The organism is Enterobacter sp. SST3 (assembly GCF_000286655.1).
Classification (GTDB): Bacteria; Pseudomonadota; Gammaproteobacteria; order Enterobacterales; family Enterobacteriaceae; genus Enterobacter; species Enterobacter roggenkampii.
Genome location: NZ_ALNS01000018.1, coordinates 64,934 through 81,430 on the forward strand (window position 1 = coordinate 64,934; position 16,497 = coordinate 81,430).

At 56.9% G+C, this 16,497-nt stretch carries 15 protein-coding genes and 1 tRNA gene; 5 read left to right on the forward strand and 11 right to left on the reverse strand.

What is annotated here, in order from left to right; genetic code table 11:
• Window positions 1-6: 6 nt before the first annotated feature.
• On the forward strand, window positions 7-1,491 hold the full coding sequence (gene gppA, locus B498_RS10050) for a guanosine-5'-triphosphate,3'-diphosphate diphosphatase (RefSeq protein ID WP_008501568.1): 1,485 nt from the start codon (window positions 7-9) through the stop codon (window positions 1,489-1,491).
• Window positions 1,492-1,542: 51 nt separating this feature from the next.
• Here gppA and rep read toward each other — a convergent pair whose 3' ends face one another.
• Window positions 1,543-3,567, reverse strand: coding sequence for a DNA helicase Rep (gene rep / locus B498_RS10045; protein ID WP_008501569.1), 2,025 nt, complete (start codon window positions 3,565-3,567; stop codon window positions 1,543-1,545).
• An 85-nt stretch (window positions 3,568-3,652) separates the two neighbouring features.
• On the opposite strand from rep, the gene ppiC reads away from it, so the two are divergent.
• Entirely contained in the window at window positions 3,653-3,934 is a 282-nt protein-coding gene (gene ppiC / locus B498_RS10040) for a peptidylprolyl isomerase PpiC (RefSeq protein ID WP_008501570.1), read from the forward strand.
• Window positions 3,935-4,020: 86 nt separating this feature from the next.
• On the opposite strand, the gene ilvC is transcribed toward ppiC, so the two are convergent.
• The gene (ilvC, locus tag B498_RS10035; protein ID WP_008501571.1) at window positions 4,021-5,496 is read right to left on the reverse strand and encodes a ketol-acid reductoisomerase; all 1,476 of its coding nucleotides are present in this window, start codon (window positions 5,494-5,496) and stop codon (window positions 4,021-4,023) included.
• 152 nt (window positions 5,497-5,648) lie between these two features.
• On the opposite strand from ilvC, the gene ilvY reads away from it, so the two are divergent.
• Window positions 5,649-6,539, forward strand: coding sequence for an HTH-type transcriptional activator IlvY (gene ilvY, locus B498_RS10030; protein ID WP_008501572.1), 891 nt, complete (start codon window positions 5,649-5,651; stop codon window positions 6,537-6,539).
• On the opposite strand, the gene ilvA is transcribed toward ilvY, so the two are convergent.
• From ilvA to ilvL, 7 genes are all read right to left on the reverse strand, one after another.
• Window positions 6,536-8,080, reverse strand: a complete 1,545-nt coding sequence (gene ilvA / locus B498_RS10025; protein WP_085930308.1) for a threonine ammonia-lyase, biosynthetic — start codon at window positions 8,078-8,080, stop codon at window positions 6,536-6,538. The two genes, ilvY and ilvA, sit on opposite strands and share 4 nt — an antisense overlap.
• Before the next feature lie 2 nt (window positions 8,081-8,082).
• Window positions 8,083-9,933, reverse strand: coding sequence for a dihydroxy-acid dehydratase (gene ilvD, locus B498_RS10020; RefSeq protein WP_008501574.1), 1,851 nt, complete (start codon window positions 9,931-9,933; stop codon window positions 8,083-8,085).
• A gap of 60 nt (window positions 9,934-9,993) precedes the next feature.
• The gene (gene ilvE / locus B498_RS10015; RefSeq protein WP_003860182.1) at window positions 9,994-10,923 is read right to left on the reverse strand and encodes a branched-chain-amino-acid transaminase; all 930 of its coding nucleotides are present in this window, start codon (window positions 10,921-10,923) and stop codon (window positions 9,994-9,996) included.
• 18 nt (window positions 10,924-10,941) lie between these two features.
• Window positions 10,942-11,205: an acetolactate synthase 2 small subunit gene (gene ilvM, locus B498_RS10010; protein WP_003860184.1), complete on the reverse strand. Its 264-nt coding sequence runs from the start codon at window positions 11,203-11,205 to the stop codon at window positions 10,942-10,944.
• Complete coding sequence (gene ilvG, locus B498_RS10005) at window positions 11,202-12,848, reverse strand: acetolactate synthase 2 catalytic subunit (RefSeq protein ID WP_008501575.1); 1,647 nt, start codon at window positions 12,846-12,848, stop codon at window positions 11,202-11,204. The genes ilvM and ilvG overlap by 4 nt, the downstream gene beginning before the upstream one ends.
• 2 nt (window positions 12,849-12,850) lie before the next feature.
• Entirely contained in the window at window positions 12,851-12,901 is a 51-nt protein-coding gene (gene ilvX, locus B498_RS23295; protein WP_192930497.1) for a peptide IlvX, read from the reverse strand.
• Window positions 12,902-12,987: 86 nt separating this feature from the next.
• On the reverse strand, window positions 12,988-13,086 hold the full coding sequence (gene ilvL, locus B498_RS22355; RefSeq protein WP_001311244.1) for an ilv operon leader peptide: 99 nt from the start codon (window positions 13,084-13,086) through the stop codon (window positions 12,988-12,990).
• Between the two features lie 340 nt (window positions 13,087-13,426).
• Between ilvL and B498_RS10000 the strand changes: the two genes are divergently transcribed.
• Window positions 13,427-14,947: a YifB family Mg chelatase-like AAA ATPase gene (locus B498_RS10000; RefSeq protein ID WP_008501576.1), complete on the forward strand. Its 1,521-nt coding sequence runs from the start codon at window positions 13,427-13,429 to the stop codon at window positions 14,945-14,947.
• A gap of 30 nt (window positions 14,948-14,977) precedes the next feature.
• Here B498_RS10000 and B498_RS09995 read toward each other — a convergent pair whose 3' ends face one another.
• A complete protein-coding gene (locus B498_RS09995; protein WP_008501577.1) occupies window positions 14,978-15,316 on the reverse strand; it encodes a DUF413 domain-containing protein in 339 nt (112 codons plus the stop codon).
• A gap of 118 nt (window positions 15,317-15,434) precedes the next feature.
• On the opposite strand from B498_RS09995, the gene hdfR reads away from it, so the two are divergent.
• On the forward strand, window positions 15,435-16,256 hold the full coding sequence (hdfR, locus tag B498_RS09990; protein WP_008501578.1) for an HTH-type transcriptional regulator HdfR: 822 nt from the start codon (window positions 15,435-15,437) through the stop codon (window positions 16,254-16,256).
• A 100-nt stretch (window positions 16,257-16,356) separates the two neighbouring features.
• Here hdfR and B498_RS09985 read toward each other — a convergent pair.
• Window positions 16,357-16,432 (reverse strand) — tRNA-Trp (locus tag B498_RS09985).
• Between the last annotated feature and the right edge of the window lie 65 nt (window positions 16,433-16,497).

Below are 16,497 nucleotides of genomic sequence, written 5' to 3' on the forward strand. Positions count from 1 at the left end.
GAAAATATGCTCAGCTCCACCTCGCTTTATGCGGCAATTGATCTCGGTTCGAATAGTTTTCATATGCTGGTTGTGCGCGAGGTGGCGGGAAGCATACAAACGCTGACGCGCATTAAGCGCAAGGTCCGCCTCGCGGCGGGCCTGAGCAGCGACAATCACCTCTCGCCTGAAGCCATGGAACGTGGCTGGCAGTGCCTGCGACTCTTTGCCGAGCGTCTGCAGGATATCCCGCACGCCCAAATCACCGTTGTCGCCACTGCGACACTCCGCCTGGCGGTTAACGCCGTGGATTTTATTGCCAGAGCGCAGGAGATTCTCGGTTGCCCGGTTCAGGTTATCCGCGGTGAAGAAGAAGCTCGCTTGATTTATCAGGGTGTTGCACACACCACGGGGGGTGACGATCGCCGCCTGGTGGTGGATATCGGCGGAGCCAGTACCGAGCTGGTGACCGGCACCGGCGCGCAGGCTACGTCGCTGTTCAGCCTGTCGATGGGCTGCGTGACCTGGCTTGAGCGCTATTTTACCGATCGTAATCTGGGTAAAGAGAACTTCGACGAGGCAGAAAATGCCGCGCGCGAGGTATTACGTCCCGTGATGGACGAATTGCGCTATCACGGCTGGAAAGTGTGCGTGGGTGCGTCGGGAACCGTGCAGGCCCTGCAGGAAATCATGATGGCGCAGGGAATGGACGAGCGGATTACGCTTGCCAAACTTCAGCAGCTAAAACAGCGCGCCATCCAGTGCGGACGCCTGGAAGAACTGGAAATTGAAGGCCTGACGCTGGAACGCGCGCTGGTCTTCCCGAGCGGGCTGGCCATTCTGATCGCCATTTTCACCGAGCTCAACATCCAGTGTATGACCCTTGCCGGCGGCGCGCTGCGCGAAGGCCTGGTCTACGGGATGCTGCATCTGTCGGTCGATCAGGATATCCGCAGCCGAACCCTGCGCAACGTACAGCGTCGTTTTCTGGTTGATATCGATCAGGCAGGACGCGTATCGCAGCTGGCATCACGCTTTGCCGACCAGGTCGCTAACGCCTGGGATCTTGATCATCTGAGCCGCGATTTATTGCTGAGCGCCTGTGCGCTGCATGAAGTGGGGCTGAGCATTGATTTTAAGCAGGCCCCCGCTCACGCAGCGTATCTGGTTCGCAACCTGGATTTACCGGGCTACACGCCCGCACAGAAAAAGCTGCTGGCAACGCTGCTGCTGAACCAGACCAACGCCGTTGACCTCTCATCTTTGCATCAGCAAAACGCCGTACCGCCGCGCGTGGCCGAACATCTGTGCCGCCTGCTGCGTCTGGCGATTCTCTTTGCCAGCCGCCGTCGCGATGATTTGCTGCCTGCAATCAATCTGGTGGCCGATGACGAAAAACTGTCGCTGACGTTACCGGAAAACTGGATTGAGCGTCACCCGCTTGGGGCAGAGATGATCGAGCAGGAGTGCCAGTGGCAGAGCTATGTGCACTGGGTGCTGGAAGTGAAGTAATACGCTGAACATTGCCGGGTGGCGGCTTCGCCTTACCCGGCCTACTCATCATTATCCTTTCTCTTTGGCTTTTGCCAGCATGGCGCGAATGTTCGCCACGTTAGCCTGCCCCTTATGCATCCGCTCTTCTGCGGTAATCACTTTGCGTTCCTGTTCCCAGATCAGGTCGTCCTGCGGCAGCTCCAGCAGGAAACGGCTCGGCTCCGGGCGGACGAGTTCGCCATACTGACGGCGCTCTTTACACAGTGTGAACGTCAGCTCTTTCTGCGCGCGAGTAATCCCCACGTAGGCCAGGCGGCGTTCCTCGTCGACGTTATCTTCGTCAATGCTGCTCTGGTGCGGTAACAACCCCTCTTCCATACCAACCAGATAGACATACGGGAACTCAAGCCCTTTGGACGCATGCAGCGTCATCAGCTGAACCTGATCGGCCTCTTCTTCGCTCTCGCCGCGCTCCATCATGTCGCGCAGGGTAAAGCGGGTGACGACCTGCGTCAGGGTCATCGGCTCGTCGATTTCAGAGCCTTCCAGCATTTCGGTCATCCAGCTGAACAGCTGGTTAACGTTTTTCATCCGCATCTCAGCGGCTTTCGGGCTGGCCGAGGTTTCGTACAGCCAGGACTCATAGTCGATGCCGTGAATGAGATCGCGCACCGCCGCCACCGGCTCGCGCTCCGCGAGACGCTGCACTTCGCCGAGCCAGTGGGTGAATCGCGTTAGCGAATCATAGCCGCGACCGGTTAACGTCTGGCTCAGCCCCATGTCGAAGCTGGCGGTAAACAGGCTTTTATTACGCGTCATCGCCCACTCGCCCAGCTTTTGCAGCGTCGCAGGGCCAATCTCGCGCTTCGGCGTATTCACGATGCGCAGAAACGCGCTGTCGTCATCCGGGTTCGTGAGGACGCGCAGATAGGCCAGCAGATCTTTAATCTCTGGCCGTGAGAAGAACGACGTACCGCCCGAAATTTTGTACGGGATGCGGTTCTGCATCAGCATCTTTTCAAAGACGCGCGACTGGTGATTGCCGCGATAGAGGATCGCGTAATCCTTATATTCGGTTTTATTGACGAAGTGGTGGGCGATCAGTTCGCCCGTCACGCGCTCCGCCTCATGCTCTTCATTATTGGCGCTGAGCACCTTCAATTCAGTACCGTAACCCAGCTCGGAGAAGAGACGCTTCTCAAACACGTGCGGGTTATTGGCAATCAGGATATTTGCTGCCTTCAGGATACGCCCGGAGGAGCGGTAGTTCTGTTCCAGCTTTATCACCTGCAGCGCCGGAAAATCTTTGCTCAGCAGCACCAGGTTTTGCGGACGCGCGCCGCGCCAGGAGTAAATTGACTGGTCGTCGTCGCCGACCACGGTGAAACGCGCGCGCTGCCCCACCAGCAGCTTCACCAGCTCGTACTGGCTGGTGTTGGTGTCCTGATACTCATCCACCAGCAGGTAACGGATTTTGTTCTGCCAGCGCTCGCGAACCTCTTCGTTCCGCTGCAGCAGCAGCGTGGGCAGCAGAATCAGGTCGTCAAAGTCCAGCACGTTGCACGCTTTCATGTGCGCATCGTACAGACCGTAGCAGTGGGCGAAGATCCGATCCCGTTCGCCTTTGGCGATCGCCGCGGCCTGGGCCGGGGTCATCAGATCGTTTTTCCAGTTTGAGATCGTCGAGATCAGCTGCTGCAGTAGCACCTTATCATCTTCGATCAGCCCCTCGGTGAGCTCTTTGAGCAACGCCACCTGGTCGGTGTCATCAAAGAGGGAGAAGTTGGACTTCATTCCCAGCGCAGCATACTCGCGTTTGATGATATCCAACCCCAGCGTGTGGAAGGTGGAGATCATCAGGCCGCGCGCCTCTTTTCGTCCCAGCGTCTGGCCGACACGCTCTTTCATCTCACGCGCCGCTTTATTGGTAAACGTCACCGCCGCAATGTGCCGGGCCTGGTAGCCACAGCCGCGGATCAGGTGCGCAATCTTATTGGTGATAACGCGCGTTTTGCCGGATCCTGCACCCGCCAGCACCAGACACGGTCCGGTGACAAATTCGACGGCTTGTTGTTGTCCGGGGTTTAAACGCATAAATGATCACTCAATGAAAGTCAGGAGGGGAGAATAACAGCGTGGTAGTATAGCGAGCCTAATCCATACCACTCAAGGCACGATCATGGCAAAAACAGCAGCAGCACTGCATATTCTTGTTAAAGAAGAGAAACTGGCTCTGGATCTTCTGGAGCAGATCAAAAACGGCGCCGACTTCGGCAAGCTGGCGAAGAAGCACTCTATCTGTCCGTCAGGCAAACGCGGCGGCGATCTGGGTGAATTCCGCCAGGGTCAGATGGTACCGGCATTCGATAAAGTGGTCTTCTCCTGCCCGGTGCTGGAGCCAACCGGCCCGCTGCACACGCAGTTCGGCTACCACGTGATTAAAGTGCTGTACCGCAAATAAACAAGCCGGGTGGCGGCTGCGCCTTACCCGGCCTACATCTTACGGTTTTGTAGGTCGGATAAGCGAAGCGCCACCCGACAAGGTTGTTAACCCGCTACCGCGATACGCTTCATGTCGGTCATGTAGCCACGCAGTTTGTGACCCACTTTCTCGATCTGGTGGCTGCGAATGGCTTCGTTCACGTCGCGCAGCTGCGCGTTATCCACGGCACCTTCTGCAATCGCTTTACCCAGATCGCCCGGCTGCAGAGTGGTCATAAACTCTTTCAGCAGCGGTACGCAGGCGTAAGAGAACAGGTAGTTACCGTATTCTGCGGTATCCGAGATAACCACGTTCATTTCGTACAGACGCTTACGGGCGATGGTGTTCGCGATCAGCGGCAGCTCATGCAGTGATTCGTAGTACGCAGACTCTTCAATGATGCCGGAATCCACCATGGTTTCGAACGCCAGCTCAACGCCTGCTTTCACCATCGCAATCATCAGGACGCCTTTATCGAAGTACTCCTGCTCGCCGATTTTACCTTCGTACTGTGGCGCGGTTTCGAACGCGGTCTTACCGGTCTCTTCACGCCAGGTCAGCAGTTTCTTATCGTCGTTCGCCCAGTCAGCCATCATGCCGGAAGAGAACTCGCCGGAGATGATGTCGTCCATATGTTTCTGGAACAGCGGCGCCATGATGGTTTTCAGCTGTTCAGACAGCGCGTAAGCACGCAGTTTTGCCGGGTTGGACAGACGGTCCATCATCAGCGTAATACCGCCCTGCTTCAGCGCTTCGGTGATGGTTTCCCAGCCGAACTGAATCAGTTTTTCCGCGTATGCCGGGTCGGTGCCCTCTTCCACCAGCTTATCGAAGCACAGCAGAGAACCGGCCTGCAGCATGCCGCACAGAATGGTCTGCTCGCCCATCAGGTCGGATTTCACTTCGGCAACGAAGGACGATTCCAGCACGCCCGCACGGTGGCCGCCGGTCGCCGCAGCCCATGCTTTGGCAATCGCCATGCCTTCGCCTTTCGGATCGTTTTCCGGGTGAACCGCGATTAGCGTCGGCACGCCGAAGCCACGTTTGTACTCTTCACGGACTTCGGTACCCGGGCACTTCGGTGCCACCATCACTACGGTGATGTCTTTACGGATCTGCTCGCCCACTTCAACGATGTTGAAGCCGTGGGAGTAACCCAGCGCCGCGCCGTCTTTCATCAGCGGCTGTACGGAACGCACAACGTCAGAGTGCTGCTTGTCCGGCGTCAGGTTAACCACCAGATCCGCCTGCGGGATCAGCTCTTCGTAGGTACCCACTTTGAAGCCGTTTTCGGTCGCTTTACGCCATGAAGCGCGCTTCTCGGCAATCGCTTCTTTGCGCAGTGCGTAGGAGATATCCAGACCGGAGTCACGCATGTTCAGGCCCTGGTTCAGACCCTGTGCGCCACAGCCGACGATGACCACTTTTTTACCCTGAAGGTAGCTCGCGCCATCGGCAAATTCATCGCGCGCCATGAAGCGGCATTTGCCCAGCTGCGCCAGCTGCTGGCGCAAGTTCAGTGTATTAAAGTAGTTAGCCATGGGTGATACCTCGTGATGTTGTGTGTCTTATTGTTCGGTTCGCGTTTCAGCGAGAATGTACCCACATTACAACAGGAAATTTATTGCGGAAATTGATATATTCACAACGTCACATTGCAATTTATGCAATGTAAAAAGAGGGAGTGGAATCGGTGGATTTACGCGATCTGAAAATGTTCCTGCACCTGGCGGAAAGCCGTCACTTTGGCCGCAGCGCCCGGGCGATGCACGTCAGCCCCTCCACGCTGTCGCGCCAGATCCAGCGCCTTGAGGAAGACCTCGGCCAGCCGCTGTTCGTGCGCGATAACCGCACCGTCACCCTCACGGAAGCGGGCGAAGAGCTGCGTATTTTTGCCCAGCAGACGCTGTTGCAGTACCAGCAGCTGCGGCACTCTATCGATCAGCAGGGGCCGTCACTCTCCGGTGAGCTGCATATTTTCTGCTCCGTGACCGCCGCCTACAGCCATCTGCCGCCCATCCTTGACCGCTTTCGCGCGGCGCATCCGTCGGTTGAAATTAAGCTCACTACCGGCGACGCTGCCGACGCGATGGAAAAAGTGGTGACAGGCGAAGCGGATCTCGCCATTGCCGGGAAGCCGGAAACCCTGCCGGGCGCGGTAGCGTTCTCGATGCTGGAAAATCTGGCGGTGGTGTTGATTGCCCCGGCGCTGCCCTGCCCGGTGCGTAACCAGGTATCGGTGGAAAAACCGGACTGGTCCACGGTGCCGTTTATCATGGCCGATCAGGGCCCGGTTCGCCGCCGCATTGAGCTGTGGTTCCGCCGTCAGAAAATCAGCAACCCGTCGATTTACGCCACCGTCAGCGGCCATGAGGCGATGGTGTCGATGGTGGCGCTGGGCTGCGGCGTGGCGCTGCTGCCGGAAGTGGTGCTGGAAAACAGCCCGGAACCGGTGCGCAACCGCGTGATGATTCTGGAGCGCAGCGACGAGAAGACGCCGTTTGAGCTGGGCGTGTGCGCACAAAAAAAGCGGCTGCATGAGCCGCTTATTGATGCGTTCTGGACGATATTGCCGAACCACTAGCCAGCCAGAAAGAACCTGAAAGCCGGGTTATGGGTTTCGTCATGACATTCATAGCCCAGTTCGTTCAGCCGCGTTTCGAAATCCGGCTCGTGCTCGCCCAGTTCGAACGCCGCCAGCACGCGCCCGTAGTCGGTGCCGTGGCTGCGGTAGTGGAACAGGGAGATGTTCCAGTGCGTGCCGAGCGTGTGCAGGAACTTGAGCAGCGCGCCCGGTGATTCCGGGAACTCGAAGCTGAACAGGCGTTCCTGGAGCGGCTTGGAAGGACGGCCGCCGACCATGTAACGCACGTGCAGCTTCGCCATCTCATCGTCAGAGAGATCGACCACGCTGTAGCCGCCGTCGTGCAGCAGGCTGAGGATCTCTTTGCGCTCCTCCACGCCACGGCTCAGACGCACGCCGACAAAAATGCAGGCATCTTTGGCGTCGGCAAAGCGGTAGTTGAACTCCGTTACCGAACGGCCGCCCAGCAGCTGGCAGAACTTCAGGAAGCTGCCCTTCTCTTCCGGAATGGTCACCGCCAGCAGGGCTTCACGCTGTTCGCCGAGCTCGCAGCGCTCGGAAACGTAGCGCAGGCCGTGGAAGTTCACATTGGCACCGGAAAGCACGTGCGCCAGACGCTCGCCGCGGATATTGTGCTGGGCGATGTATTTCTTCATCCCCGCCAGCGCCAGCGCGCCGGAGGGTTCCGCCACCGCACGCACGTCTTCGAACAGATCTTTCATCGCCGCGCAGATAGCGTCGCTGTCGACGGTGACTATATCGTCGAGATACTCCTGGCACAGGCGGAACGTTTCGTCGCCAATGCGCTTCACCGCCACGCCCTCGGCGAACAGCCCGACGCGCGGCAGATCTACCGGATGTCCCGCGTCCAGCGCCGCCTTCAGGCAGGCAGAGTCTTCCGCTTCAACCGCAATCACTTTGATCTGCGGCATCAGCTGTTTGATCAGCACCGCCACACCTGCGGCTAAGCCACCGCCGCCCACCGGGACGAAAACGCGGTCGAGATGGGCGTCCTGCTGCAACAGTTCCAGCGCCAGCGTACCCTGCCCGGCAATCACCATCGGGTGATCGAACGGCGGCACCCAGGTGAAGCCCTGCTGCTGCGCCAGCTCAATCGCTTTGGCTTTGGCTTCGTCAAAGTTAGCGCCGTGAAGCAGCACTTCTCCGCCGAACCCGCGCACCGCGTCGACCTTGATATCTGCGGTGGCGACCGGCATCACGATCAGCGCCTTCAGCCCCAGACGCGCCGAGGAGAACGCCACGCCCTGCGCGTGATTGCCCGCCGAGGCGGTAATCACCCCGCGTGCTTTCTGCTCGTCCGTCAGCCCGGCCATCATCGCGTAGGCGCCGCGCAGCTTGAAGCTGTGCACCGGCTGCCTGTCTTCACGCTTCACCAGAATGACGTTGTCGAGACGCGAAGAGAGTTTGTCCATTTTTTGCAGGGGCGTGACCTGCACCGCTTCATAGACCGGCGCGCGTAGTACCGCTCTCAGGTATTCCGCCCCCTCCGGGGCGGCGGATAAGGGTTGTGACTCGGCCATCATTAGCCCCCCAGTTTAGATTTATCGCGCACCGCGCCTTTATCTGCACTGGTGGCAAGACTCGCGTAAGCGCGCAGGGCGAAGGAGACTTCACGCTGACGATCTTTCGGCGTCCAGGCTTTGTCGCCGCGGGCTTCCTGCGCCTCACGACGGGCCGCAATCTCCTGGTCACTCAGCTTCAGCTGAATGCCGCGGTTCGGAATGTCGATTTCGATCAGGTCGCCATCTTCGATGATCGCGATATTGCCGCCGCTTGCCGCTTCTGGCGAGACGTGGCCAATGGAGAGGCCTGACGTGCCGCCAGAGAAACGACCATCGGTGATCAGCGCGCAGGCTTTGCCGAGGCCCATCGATTTCAGGAAGGTGGTCGGGTAGAGCATCTCCTGCATGCCCGGACCGCCTTTCGGCCCTTCGTAGCGAATGACCACCACGTCGCCTTCCACCACTTTGCCGCCGAGGATAGCGTCTACCGCTTCGTCCTGGCTTTCATACACTTTTGCCGGGCCGGTAAATTTCAGGATGCTGTCGTCCACGCCTGCGGTTTTCACAATGCAGCCATTTTCTGCGAAGTTACCGTACAGCACGGCCAAACCGCCGTCTTTGCTGTAGGCATGTTCCAGCGAGCGAATGCAGCCTTCGGCGCGATCGTCATCCAGCGTGTCCCAGCGGCAATCCTGCGAGAACGCCTGGGTGGTACGGATGCCCGCCGGACCGGCGCGATACATGTTTTTCACCGCGTCGTCTTTGGTCAGCATCACGTCGTACTGCTCCAGCGACTCCGGCAGCGTCAGGCCGAGCACGTTTTTCACGTCGCGGTTCAGCAGCCCGGCGCGATCCAGCTCGCCGAGAATACCAATCACGCCACCCGCACGGTGGACATCTTCCATGTGGTACTTCTGGGTACTCGGCGCGACTTTACACAGCTGCGGCACTTTGCGGGAGAGCTTGTCGATGTCGCTCATGGTGAAGTCGATTTCAGCTTCCTGCGCGGCGGCCAGCAGGTGCAGAACGGTGTTGGTGGAACCGCCCATGGCGATATCCAGCGTCATGGCGTTTTCGAACGCCGCTTTACTGGCGATGTTACGCGGCAGCGCGCTGGCGTCGTCCTGCTCGTAGTAGCGTTTGGTCAGCTCAACGATGCGCTTGCCCGCGTTAAGGAACAGCTGCTTACGGTCGGCGTGGGTCGCCAGCAGCGAGCCGTTGCCCGGCTGAGACAGGCCCAGCGCTTCGGTCAGGCAGTTCATGGAGTTGGCGGTGAACATCCCGGAACAGGAGCCGCAGGTCGGGCACGCGGAGCGTTCCACCTGGTCGCTCTGCTCGTCAGAGACTTTCGGGTCCGCGCCCTGGATCATCGCATCGACCAGGTCGAGCTTGATGATTTTGTCGGAAAGCTTGGTTTTCCCCGCTTCCATCGGGCCGCCGGAAACGAAGATCACCGGAATGTTCAGACGCAGGGAGGCCATCAGCATCCCCGGGGTGATTTTGTCGCAGTTGGAGATACAGACCATCGCATCGGCGCAGTGGGCGTTAACCATATACTCCACCGAGTCGGCGATCAGCTCGCGCGACGGCAGCGAATAGAGCATCCCCCCGTGGCCCATTGCGATACCGTCATCCACCGCAATGGTGTTGAACTCTTTCGCCACGCCGCCGGAGGCTTCGATTTGCTCGGCAACCAGCTTACCGAGATCGCGCAGGTGCACGTGGCCCGGCACAAACTGGGTGAAGGAGTTCACCACGGCGATAATTGGCTTGCCGAAATCGGCGTCGGTCATTCCGGTGGCGCGCCACAGTGCGCGGGCACCCGCCATATTACGGCCGTGGGTGGTGGTGGCTGAACGATACTTAGGCATGCTTTATTTACTCCCGTCTGACTATTTAATGGGACGGTGCGTGCCGTCCCAAATTTATATTTAGTGATTAACCTGATCCAACCAGCCGTATTTATCTTCTGTCTCGCCGGTGAAGAGGCCAAAGAACGCTTGCTGAATGCGTTTGGTCACCGGGCCACAGCGGCCTTCGCCCACCTGAATGCCATCGACGCTACGCACCGGCGTAATTTCAGCCGCGGTACCGGACATAAACACTTCGTCAGCCAGGTACAGGGATTCGCGGGACAGCACCTGCTCGCGCACTTCGATACCCAGATCTTTTGCCAGCTTGATGATGGCGTCACGGGTGATGCCTGGCAGCGCGGACGAGGTAAACGGCGGGGTGAACAGAATGCCGTCTTTTACTTCAAACAGGTTTTCGCCCGCACCTTCGGAGATGTAGCCATTCACATCCAGCGCGATACCTTCCTGGTAACCGTGACGGCGCGCTTCGCTGCCGACCAGCAGTGAGGACAGGTAGTTACCGCCCGCTTTAGCCGCAGTCGGGATAGTGTTTGGCGCCACGCGGTTCCAGGAAGAAACCATTGCGTCGATCCCCTGATCCAGCGCTTCCGCGCCCAGGTAGGCGCCCCACGGGAACGCGGCAATGATCACATCGGTGTTATAGCCGGCGGGCGGGTTGACGCCCATGCCGACATCACCCACGAAGACCAGCGGACGAATATAGGCGCTGGTCAGTTTGTTCTGGCGAATCACCTCGCGGCAGGCTTCCATCAGCTCATCAACGCTTTGGGAGACCGGGAAACGATAAATTTTGGCTGAGTCATGCAGACGCTGCATGTGTTCACGGTGGCGGAACACCACTGGTCCTTTGTGAGAGTCGTAGCAACGGATCCCTTCAAACACGGAGGTGCCGTAGTGCAGCGCGTGGGACATCACGTGAACTTTCGCGTCCTCCCAGCGAACCATCTCACCGTTGAACCAAATGTAATCAGCTTTTTTTGTCGTCATTTTTTCGTCCTGTCACGCTTAAGCGCGGATTTGTTGTGATGTGGTTGTGCTCTGGCAGATGGCAACATGGGCAACGTCTACCAGTTTTGATAACTGACTAAACAGTAAGTCGACCGGCCGCGGGCTGGCAACGGTTAATTCGATACTGATGTTTTGCGCGTCGGTGGCCGTTTCCATATTCATAGAGCAAATCTGAAAACCACGATGACGCACCACACGCAAAACGCGTTCTAATGTTTCCGGGTTGAAGCGAGCCTGCACGGCGACCTGATGTTGCATCATGATAATTTCTCCAGCATTTGTGAGTTACTGGCACCGGGCGGTACCAACGGCCAGACGTTCTCAAGCTCATCGATTGAGACATGAAGCAGGTATGGGCCTTCGCTTGACAGCATGGTGTCGAGTGCCGCTTCAACCTGGTCTTTACGGGTGATGTGCTGGCCAGGAATGCCGAAGGCGCTGGCCAGGGTGAGGAAATCGGGGTTATCGGTCAGGGTGGTTTCACTGTAACGTTCCTGGAAGAACAGCTGTTGCCACTGGCGAACCATCCCTAAACGCTGGTTATCGAGCAACACGATCTTCAACGGTAACTGCTTGCGCTTCACGGTGCCGAGCTCCTGAACGTTCATCATGAAGGAGCCGTCACCGGAGATACAGATAACGGTATCGTTCGGGCGGGCAACCTGTGCACCAACGGCGGCTGGCAGACCGAAGCCCATCGTCCCTAACCCGCTGGACGTGATGAAGTTTTCCGGACGGGTGTAGGTCATGTGCTGGGCAGACCACATCTGATGCTGGCCGACATCGGTCGTCACCACGCTGTCGGCGGGCTTACGGTCGGACAACTGCTTCAACAGCAGCGGCGCGTAGATGGCCTCGCCGGGGTGGTCGTAACGCCAGGCGTGTTCAGCGCGCATATCGGCGGTGTGCTGACGCCATAGGTTAATATCCAGCGGCTGCTCCAGGGCCGGTAACAGCGCGTTAAGATCGCCCTGCAACGCGACATGCGCCTGACGCAGTTTGTTCATCTCCGCCGGGTCGATGTCCATATGGATCACTTTGGCGTTTGGCGCGAAGGTGTTCAGCTTGCCGGTGACGCGGTCGTCAAAACGGGCGCCGACGGCGATGAGCAGGTCACACTCCTGCACCGCCAGGTTTGCCGCTTTGGTACCATGCATCCCCAGCATGCCCAGATAGTAGGGGTAATCAGCATCTACCGCACCCAACCCTTTCAGCGTGCAGGTGGCAGGCATTTGCGTTGCCGCGATAAATTCGCGCAGGGCAGGAACCGCCTGCGCCATACCTACGCCACCACCAACGTACAGCATCGGTTGTTTGGCCTGCACCATCATCTGACGCGCCTCTTCCACCTGTGCATGCGGGAACGCATCATCGCTTTTCACGGTAGAGAAATGCGGTTCCAGATCGCCGAGTGCAACCTGGATATCTTTCGGGATATCAACCAGAACCGGGCCAGGACGGCCAGAGCTGGCAACCTCGAACGCTTCGGCCATCACCCGCGGCAGCTCTTCGAGAGACTGAACGAGGAAGCTGTGTTTGGTGCAGGCCAGCGATAAACCGAGCACATCCACTTCCTGGAAGGCATCGGTGCCGATGAACGGAGAGGCAACCTGTCCGGTGATGGCAACAACGGGAACAGAATCCAGCAGTGCATCAGCCAGACCGGTGATCAGGTTCGTTGCGCCCGGACCTGAGGTCGCCATACAGACACCGGTTTTACCGGTGGCACGGGCATAACCGATGGCGGCCATCGCTGCGCCCTGCTCGTGTCGGCACAACAGGTGCTCCACGCCGCCGTCATACAGTGCATCGTAAATCGGCATAATTGCGCCACCCGGATAACCGAATACTGTCTCGACTCCCTGCGCGCGCAACGCATGTACTACCCACTGCGCCCCATTCATAGTTAGTTCCCCGTCATAAATCGGGAGAAACAGAATTTTGTGCTACTTGTCATTCTCTGCTCCTCATTTCCGTTTTTTAGTCATAAAAAAACCCCCGGACCTTTCGGTGCGGGGGTCTTAGTTCGTTAAGGCTTGATTTCTAAGCCTTTCCTCGTCCAAGTGCAGCCCCGCACGGTGGGATAATAATCACCACCACGCTAATCACGACCAGGCTAATCACTCGTAGAAGGGCTGTCATTTTCAGTTCTTTTTGCATCTTGTTCGAAGGAATACCTAAAGAGTTATCACAGTTTTTAAATCAAACACAAGATTTATTTATGACGGATTTGGTTAGCCCGCGAATCATATTTCTTAAAAGCGTTGTTTTATATACGGAAATTAGAAAATGAATATTTTTCACTTTTTTACTCCTCCGCTAACCGTCAAACCAGGTTTTTTTCGCTCTGCGAGGAGGGTTCCACGATTGTGCAATAGTTTCATTGTGCTTTTAAAATCCCTGAACAGGCAGCGTAAATTCGCTAAATAGCGCTAAACAGGCATAACGCGTACTGGCATAGTCACACCAGGAGGTAGTGCAAATGTCACTGTCAGTTGTTTATACGCGTGCGGCTCTCGGGGTAAAGGCACCGCTTGTTTCCGTAGAGGTTCATTTGAGTAATGGGCTGCCCGGACTCACGCTTGTCGGGTTACCTGAAACGACGGTTAAAGAGGCCAGGGATCGCGTTCGCAGCGCAATAATAAATAGCGGTTATACCTTCCCCGCGAAGAAGATCACCATCAACCTTGCCCCCGCCGATCTGCCCAAAGAGGGCGGGCGATACGATTTACCTATCGCAATTGCGCTTCTCGCGGCTTCTGAGCAGCTTACTACGACCAGGCTAGGCTCGTACGAATTCGTGGGTGAACTCGCGCTCACAGGCGCATTGAGAGGCGTTCCCGGTGCGATATCGGGAGCGCTGGAAGCCATTCGTGCAGGGCGGCAAATCATTGTCGCCAATGAAAACGCATCAGAAGTGAGTCTTATTGCCGAAAAGGGGTGCCTTATCGCCGGGCATCTTCAGGAAGTGTGTGCCTGGCTGGAAGGCCGACATGAACTGTCCGAGCCGGAAGAGTGCGACGAGGCTGTAGCAGATGCGCCAGAAGATCTCAGTGAGATCATGGGACAGGAGCAAGGTAAACGGGCGCTGGAGATTACGGCTGCAGGCGGACACAATCTCCTGCTGATTGGCCCGCCTGGTACAGGTAAAACGATGCTGGCGAGCAGGCTGAGCGGGTTGCTCCCGCCGCTCAATAATCATGAAGCGCTGGAAAGCGCTGCCATATATAGCCTCATCAGTTCGGCATCGTTGCAAAAACAGTGGCGCCGTCGCCCTTTTCGTTCCCCACATCATAGCGCTTCACTGACGGCAATGGTCGGCGGTGGGTCTATCCCCGGACCGGGTGAGATTTCACTGGCACACAATGGCATTCTGTTTCTTGATGAGTTGCCTGAGTTTGAGCGTCGCGTGCTGGATGCACTGAGAGAACCAATTGAATCTGGTGAGATACATATCTCGCGCACGAGGGCCAAAATAAGCTATCCCGCGCAATTTCAACTGGTCGCTGCGATGAACCCCAGCCCCACGGGGCATTATCAGGGCAACCATAACCGCTGTACGCCAGAGCAGACGCTGCGCTATCTGGGAAAGCTTTCCGGCCCATTCCTCGACCGTTTCGATTTATCCCTCGAAATCCCCCTCCCGCCGCCGGGCCTGCTCAGGCAGACGGGCATAACGGGTGAGAGCTCAGTAAAAGTGCGCGAGCGGGTGATCGCTGCCCAGGCACGACAATACGCCCGTCAAAACAGGCTGAATGCTCGGCTTGATAATGCCGGGATCCGGCAGTTTTGTTCGCTTAATAGTGAAGATGCAGGATGGCTTGAGGAGACATTGACGCGCTTTGGGCTGTCTATACGTGCGTGGCAACGTTTGCTAAAAGTGGCCAGAACCATTGCTGACGTGGAGGGATGTACTGACATTGAGAGGAAACACTTGCAGGAGGCGCTGAGTTACCGCGCTATCGATCGTTTGCTGCTGCACCTGCAGAAGTTGCTGGCATAAAAAAAGGGGCCGTAGCCCCTTCTTATCATCTTAGTCATCAGACTCGGTGTAGTCTTCTGCACCTTCCATCTGCGGCTTACCGCCAGACAGCGTATGGAAGCGCTTTGGACGCTTAATGCGTGCCATATACTTGATCCATACACGTTCCGCTTCAGACTGCGGCTCACGCTCACCACGGCAAACGGAAACAAACTGTTTTTCGTCTTCGGTAGCAGGCTCACGCTTGCCCAGATCCAGCTCGTTAAAGGCATAACCATGGCGCTCAAGCAGTTGAGCTTCTTTGATGGTGAAATCGCCGTGACGAGAAAACCCGCGCGGATAATGTTTATTGTCGAAAAAACGATTAGTCGTCGTAAAGCTTTCCGCCATCCTACACGCTCCTAATTCTTTGGCCGAGCTATTTATGGCGCGGAGTATTAGTTACGCTTGACAGAGTGTAAAACAAAATATTTAAATCATAACGACAAATAATTTTGCGGAGAAAGATGTGGATACGGAATTGCTTAAAACTTTCCTTGAAGTGAGCAGAACACGCCACTTTGGGCGAGCAGCTGAAGCCCTTTACCTGACGCAGTCAGCAGTCAGTTTTCGTATTCGACAGCTGGAAAATCAACTGGGTGTGAATCTTTTTACCCGCCATCGCAACAATATCCGCCTCACGCCCGCCGGCGAAAAACTACTGCCGTACGCAGAAACGCTGATGAATACCTGGCAGGCGGCACGCAAAGAGGTTGCACATACTTCGAGGCATAATGAGTTCTCGATAGGGGCCAGCGCTTCCCTGTGGGAATGTATGCTAAGTCAGTGGCTTACCCGGCTTTATCAATCTCATAGCCACTTGCAATTTGAAGCCAGGATTGCGCAACGGCAGTCGCTAGTTAAGCAACTTCATGAGCGCCAGCTTGATCTTCTTTTCACAACCGAAGCCCCCAAGATGGACGAATTTAGCAGCCAGATTGTGGGCCAGTTTGGCCTGGCGCTTTATGCCTCTGAACCTTCGATGATGAAGGCAGACCTGACCTATTTGCGCCTGGAATGGGGGCCTGATTTTCAGCAGCATGAGACGGGCTTGATTGCACCTGATGACGTCCCACAGTTAACGACCAGCTCTGCAGAGATCGCCTGTCAGCAACTGCCCTTGCTGAGAGGTTGTACCTGGTTACCTGTTCGCTGGGCAGACACTAAAGCTGGGCTGCATACCGTAATGGATTCCACCACGCTTACCAGACCGCTGTATGCGATTTGGCTGCAAAACAGTGATAAGCAGTCGCAGATAAAAGATCTGTTAAAAATCAATGTAATGGATTGATACATCAGCCAGCAGGAATGCTGGCTGAATAGTAAGAAGAGGCGTTTTTACAGTCTTTCAGGCAAAAAAAAAATCCTTTGCCGAAGCAAAGGATTCTACATGGCAGGGGCGGAGAGACTCGAACTCGCGACACCCGGTTTTGGAGACCGGTGCTCTACCAACTGAGCTACGCCCCTAAAGTTTTTTGCCATTAAGCCTGCCAGTAAGGCAGGCTTAATGTCTTAATAAGTGGCGGAACGGA

Coding starts and splice junctions, on each gene's coding strand:
- gppA (WP_008501568.1), top strand. CDS start 7: ATGCTCAGCTCCACCTCGCTTTATGCGGCAATTGATCTCGGTTCGAAT.
- rep (WP_008501569.1), bottom strand. CDS start 3,567: ATGCGTTTAAACCCCGGACAACAACAAGCCGTCGAATTTGTCACCGGA.
- ppiC (WP_008501570.1), top strand. CDS start 3,653: ATGGCAAAAACAGCAGCAGCACTGCATATTCTTGTTAAAGAAGAGAAA.
- ilvC (WP_008501571.1), bottom strand. CDS start 5,496: ATGGCTAACTACTTTAATACACTGAACTTGCGCCAGCAGCTGGCGCAG.
- ilvA (WP_085930308.1), bottom strand. CDS start 8,080: ATGGCCGAGTCACAACCCTTATCCGCCGCCCCGGAGGGGGCGGAATAC.
- ilvD (WP_008501574.1), bottom strand. CDS start 9,933: ATGCCTAAGTATCGTTCAGCCACCACCACCCACGGCCGTAATATGGCG.
- ilvE (WP_003860182.1), bottom strand. CDS start 10,923: ATGACGACAAAAAAAGCTGATTACATTTGGTTCAACGGTGAGATGGTT.
- ilvM (WP_003860184.1), bottom strand. CDS start 11,205: ATGATGCAACATCAGGTCGCCGTGCAGGCTCGCTTCAACCCGGAAACA.
- ilvG (WP_008501575.1), bottom strand. CDS start 12,848: ATGAATGGGGCGCAGTGGGTAGTACATGCGTTGCGCGCGCAGGGAGTC.
- ilvL (WP_001311244.1), bottom strand. CDS start 13,086: ATGACAGCCCTTCTACGAGTGATTAGCCTGGTCGTGATTAGCGTGGTG.
- B498_RS10000 (WP_008501576.1), top strand. CDS start 13,427: ATGTCACTGTCAGTTGTTTATACGCGTGCGGCTCTCGGGGTAAAGGCA.
- B498_RS09995 (WP_008501577.1), bottom strand. CDS start 15,316: ATGGCGGAAAGCTTTACGACGACTAATCGTTTTTTCGACAATAAACAT.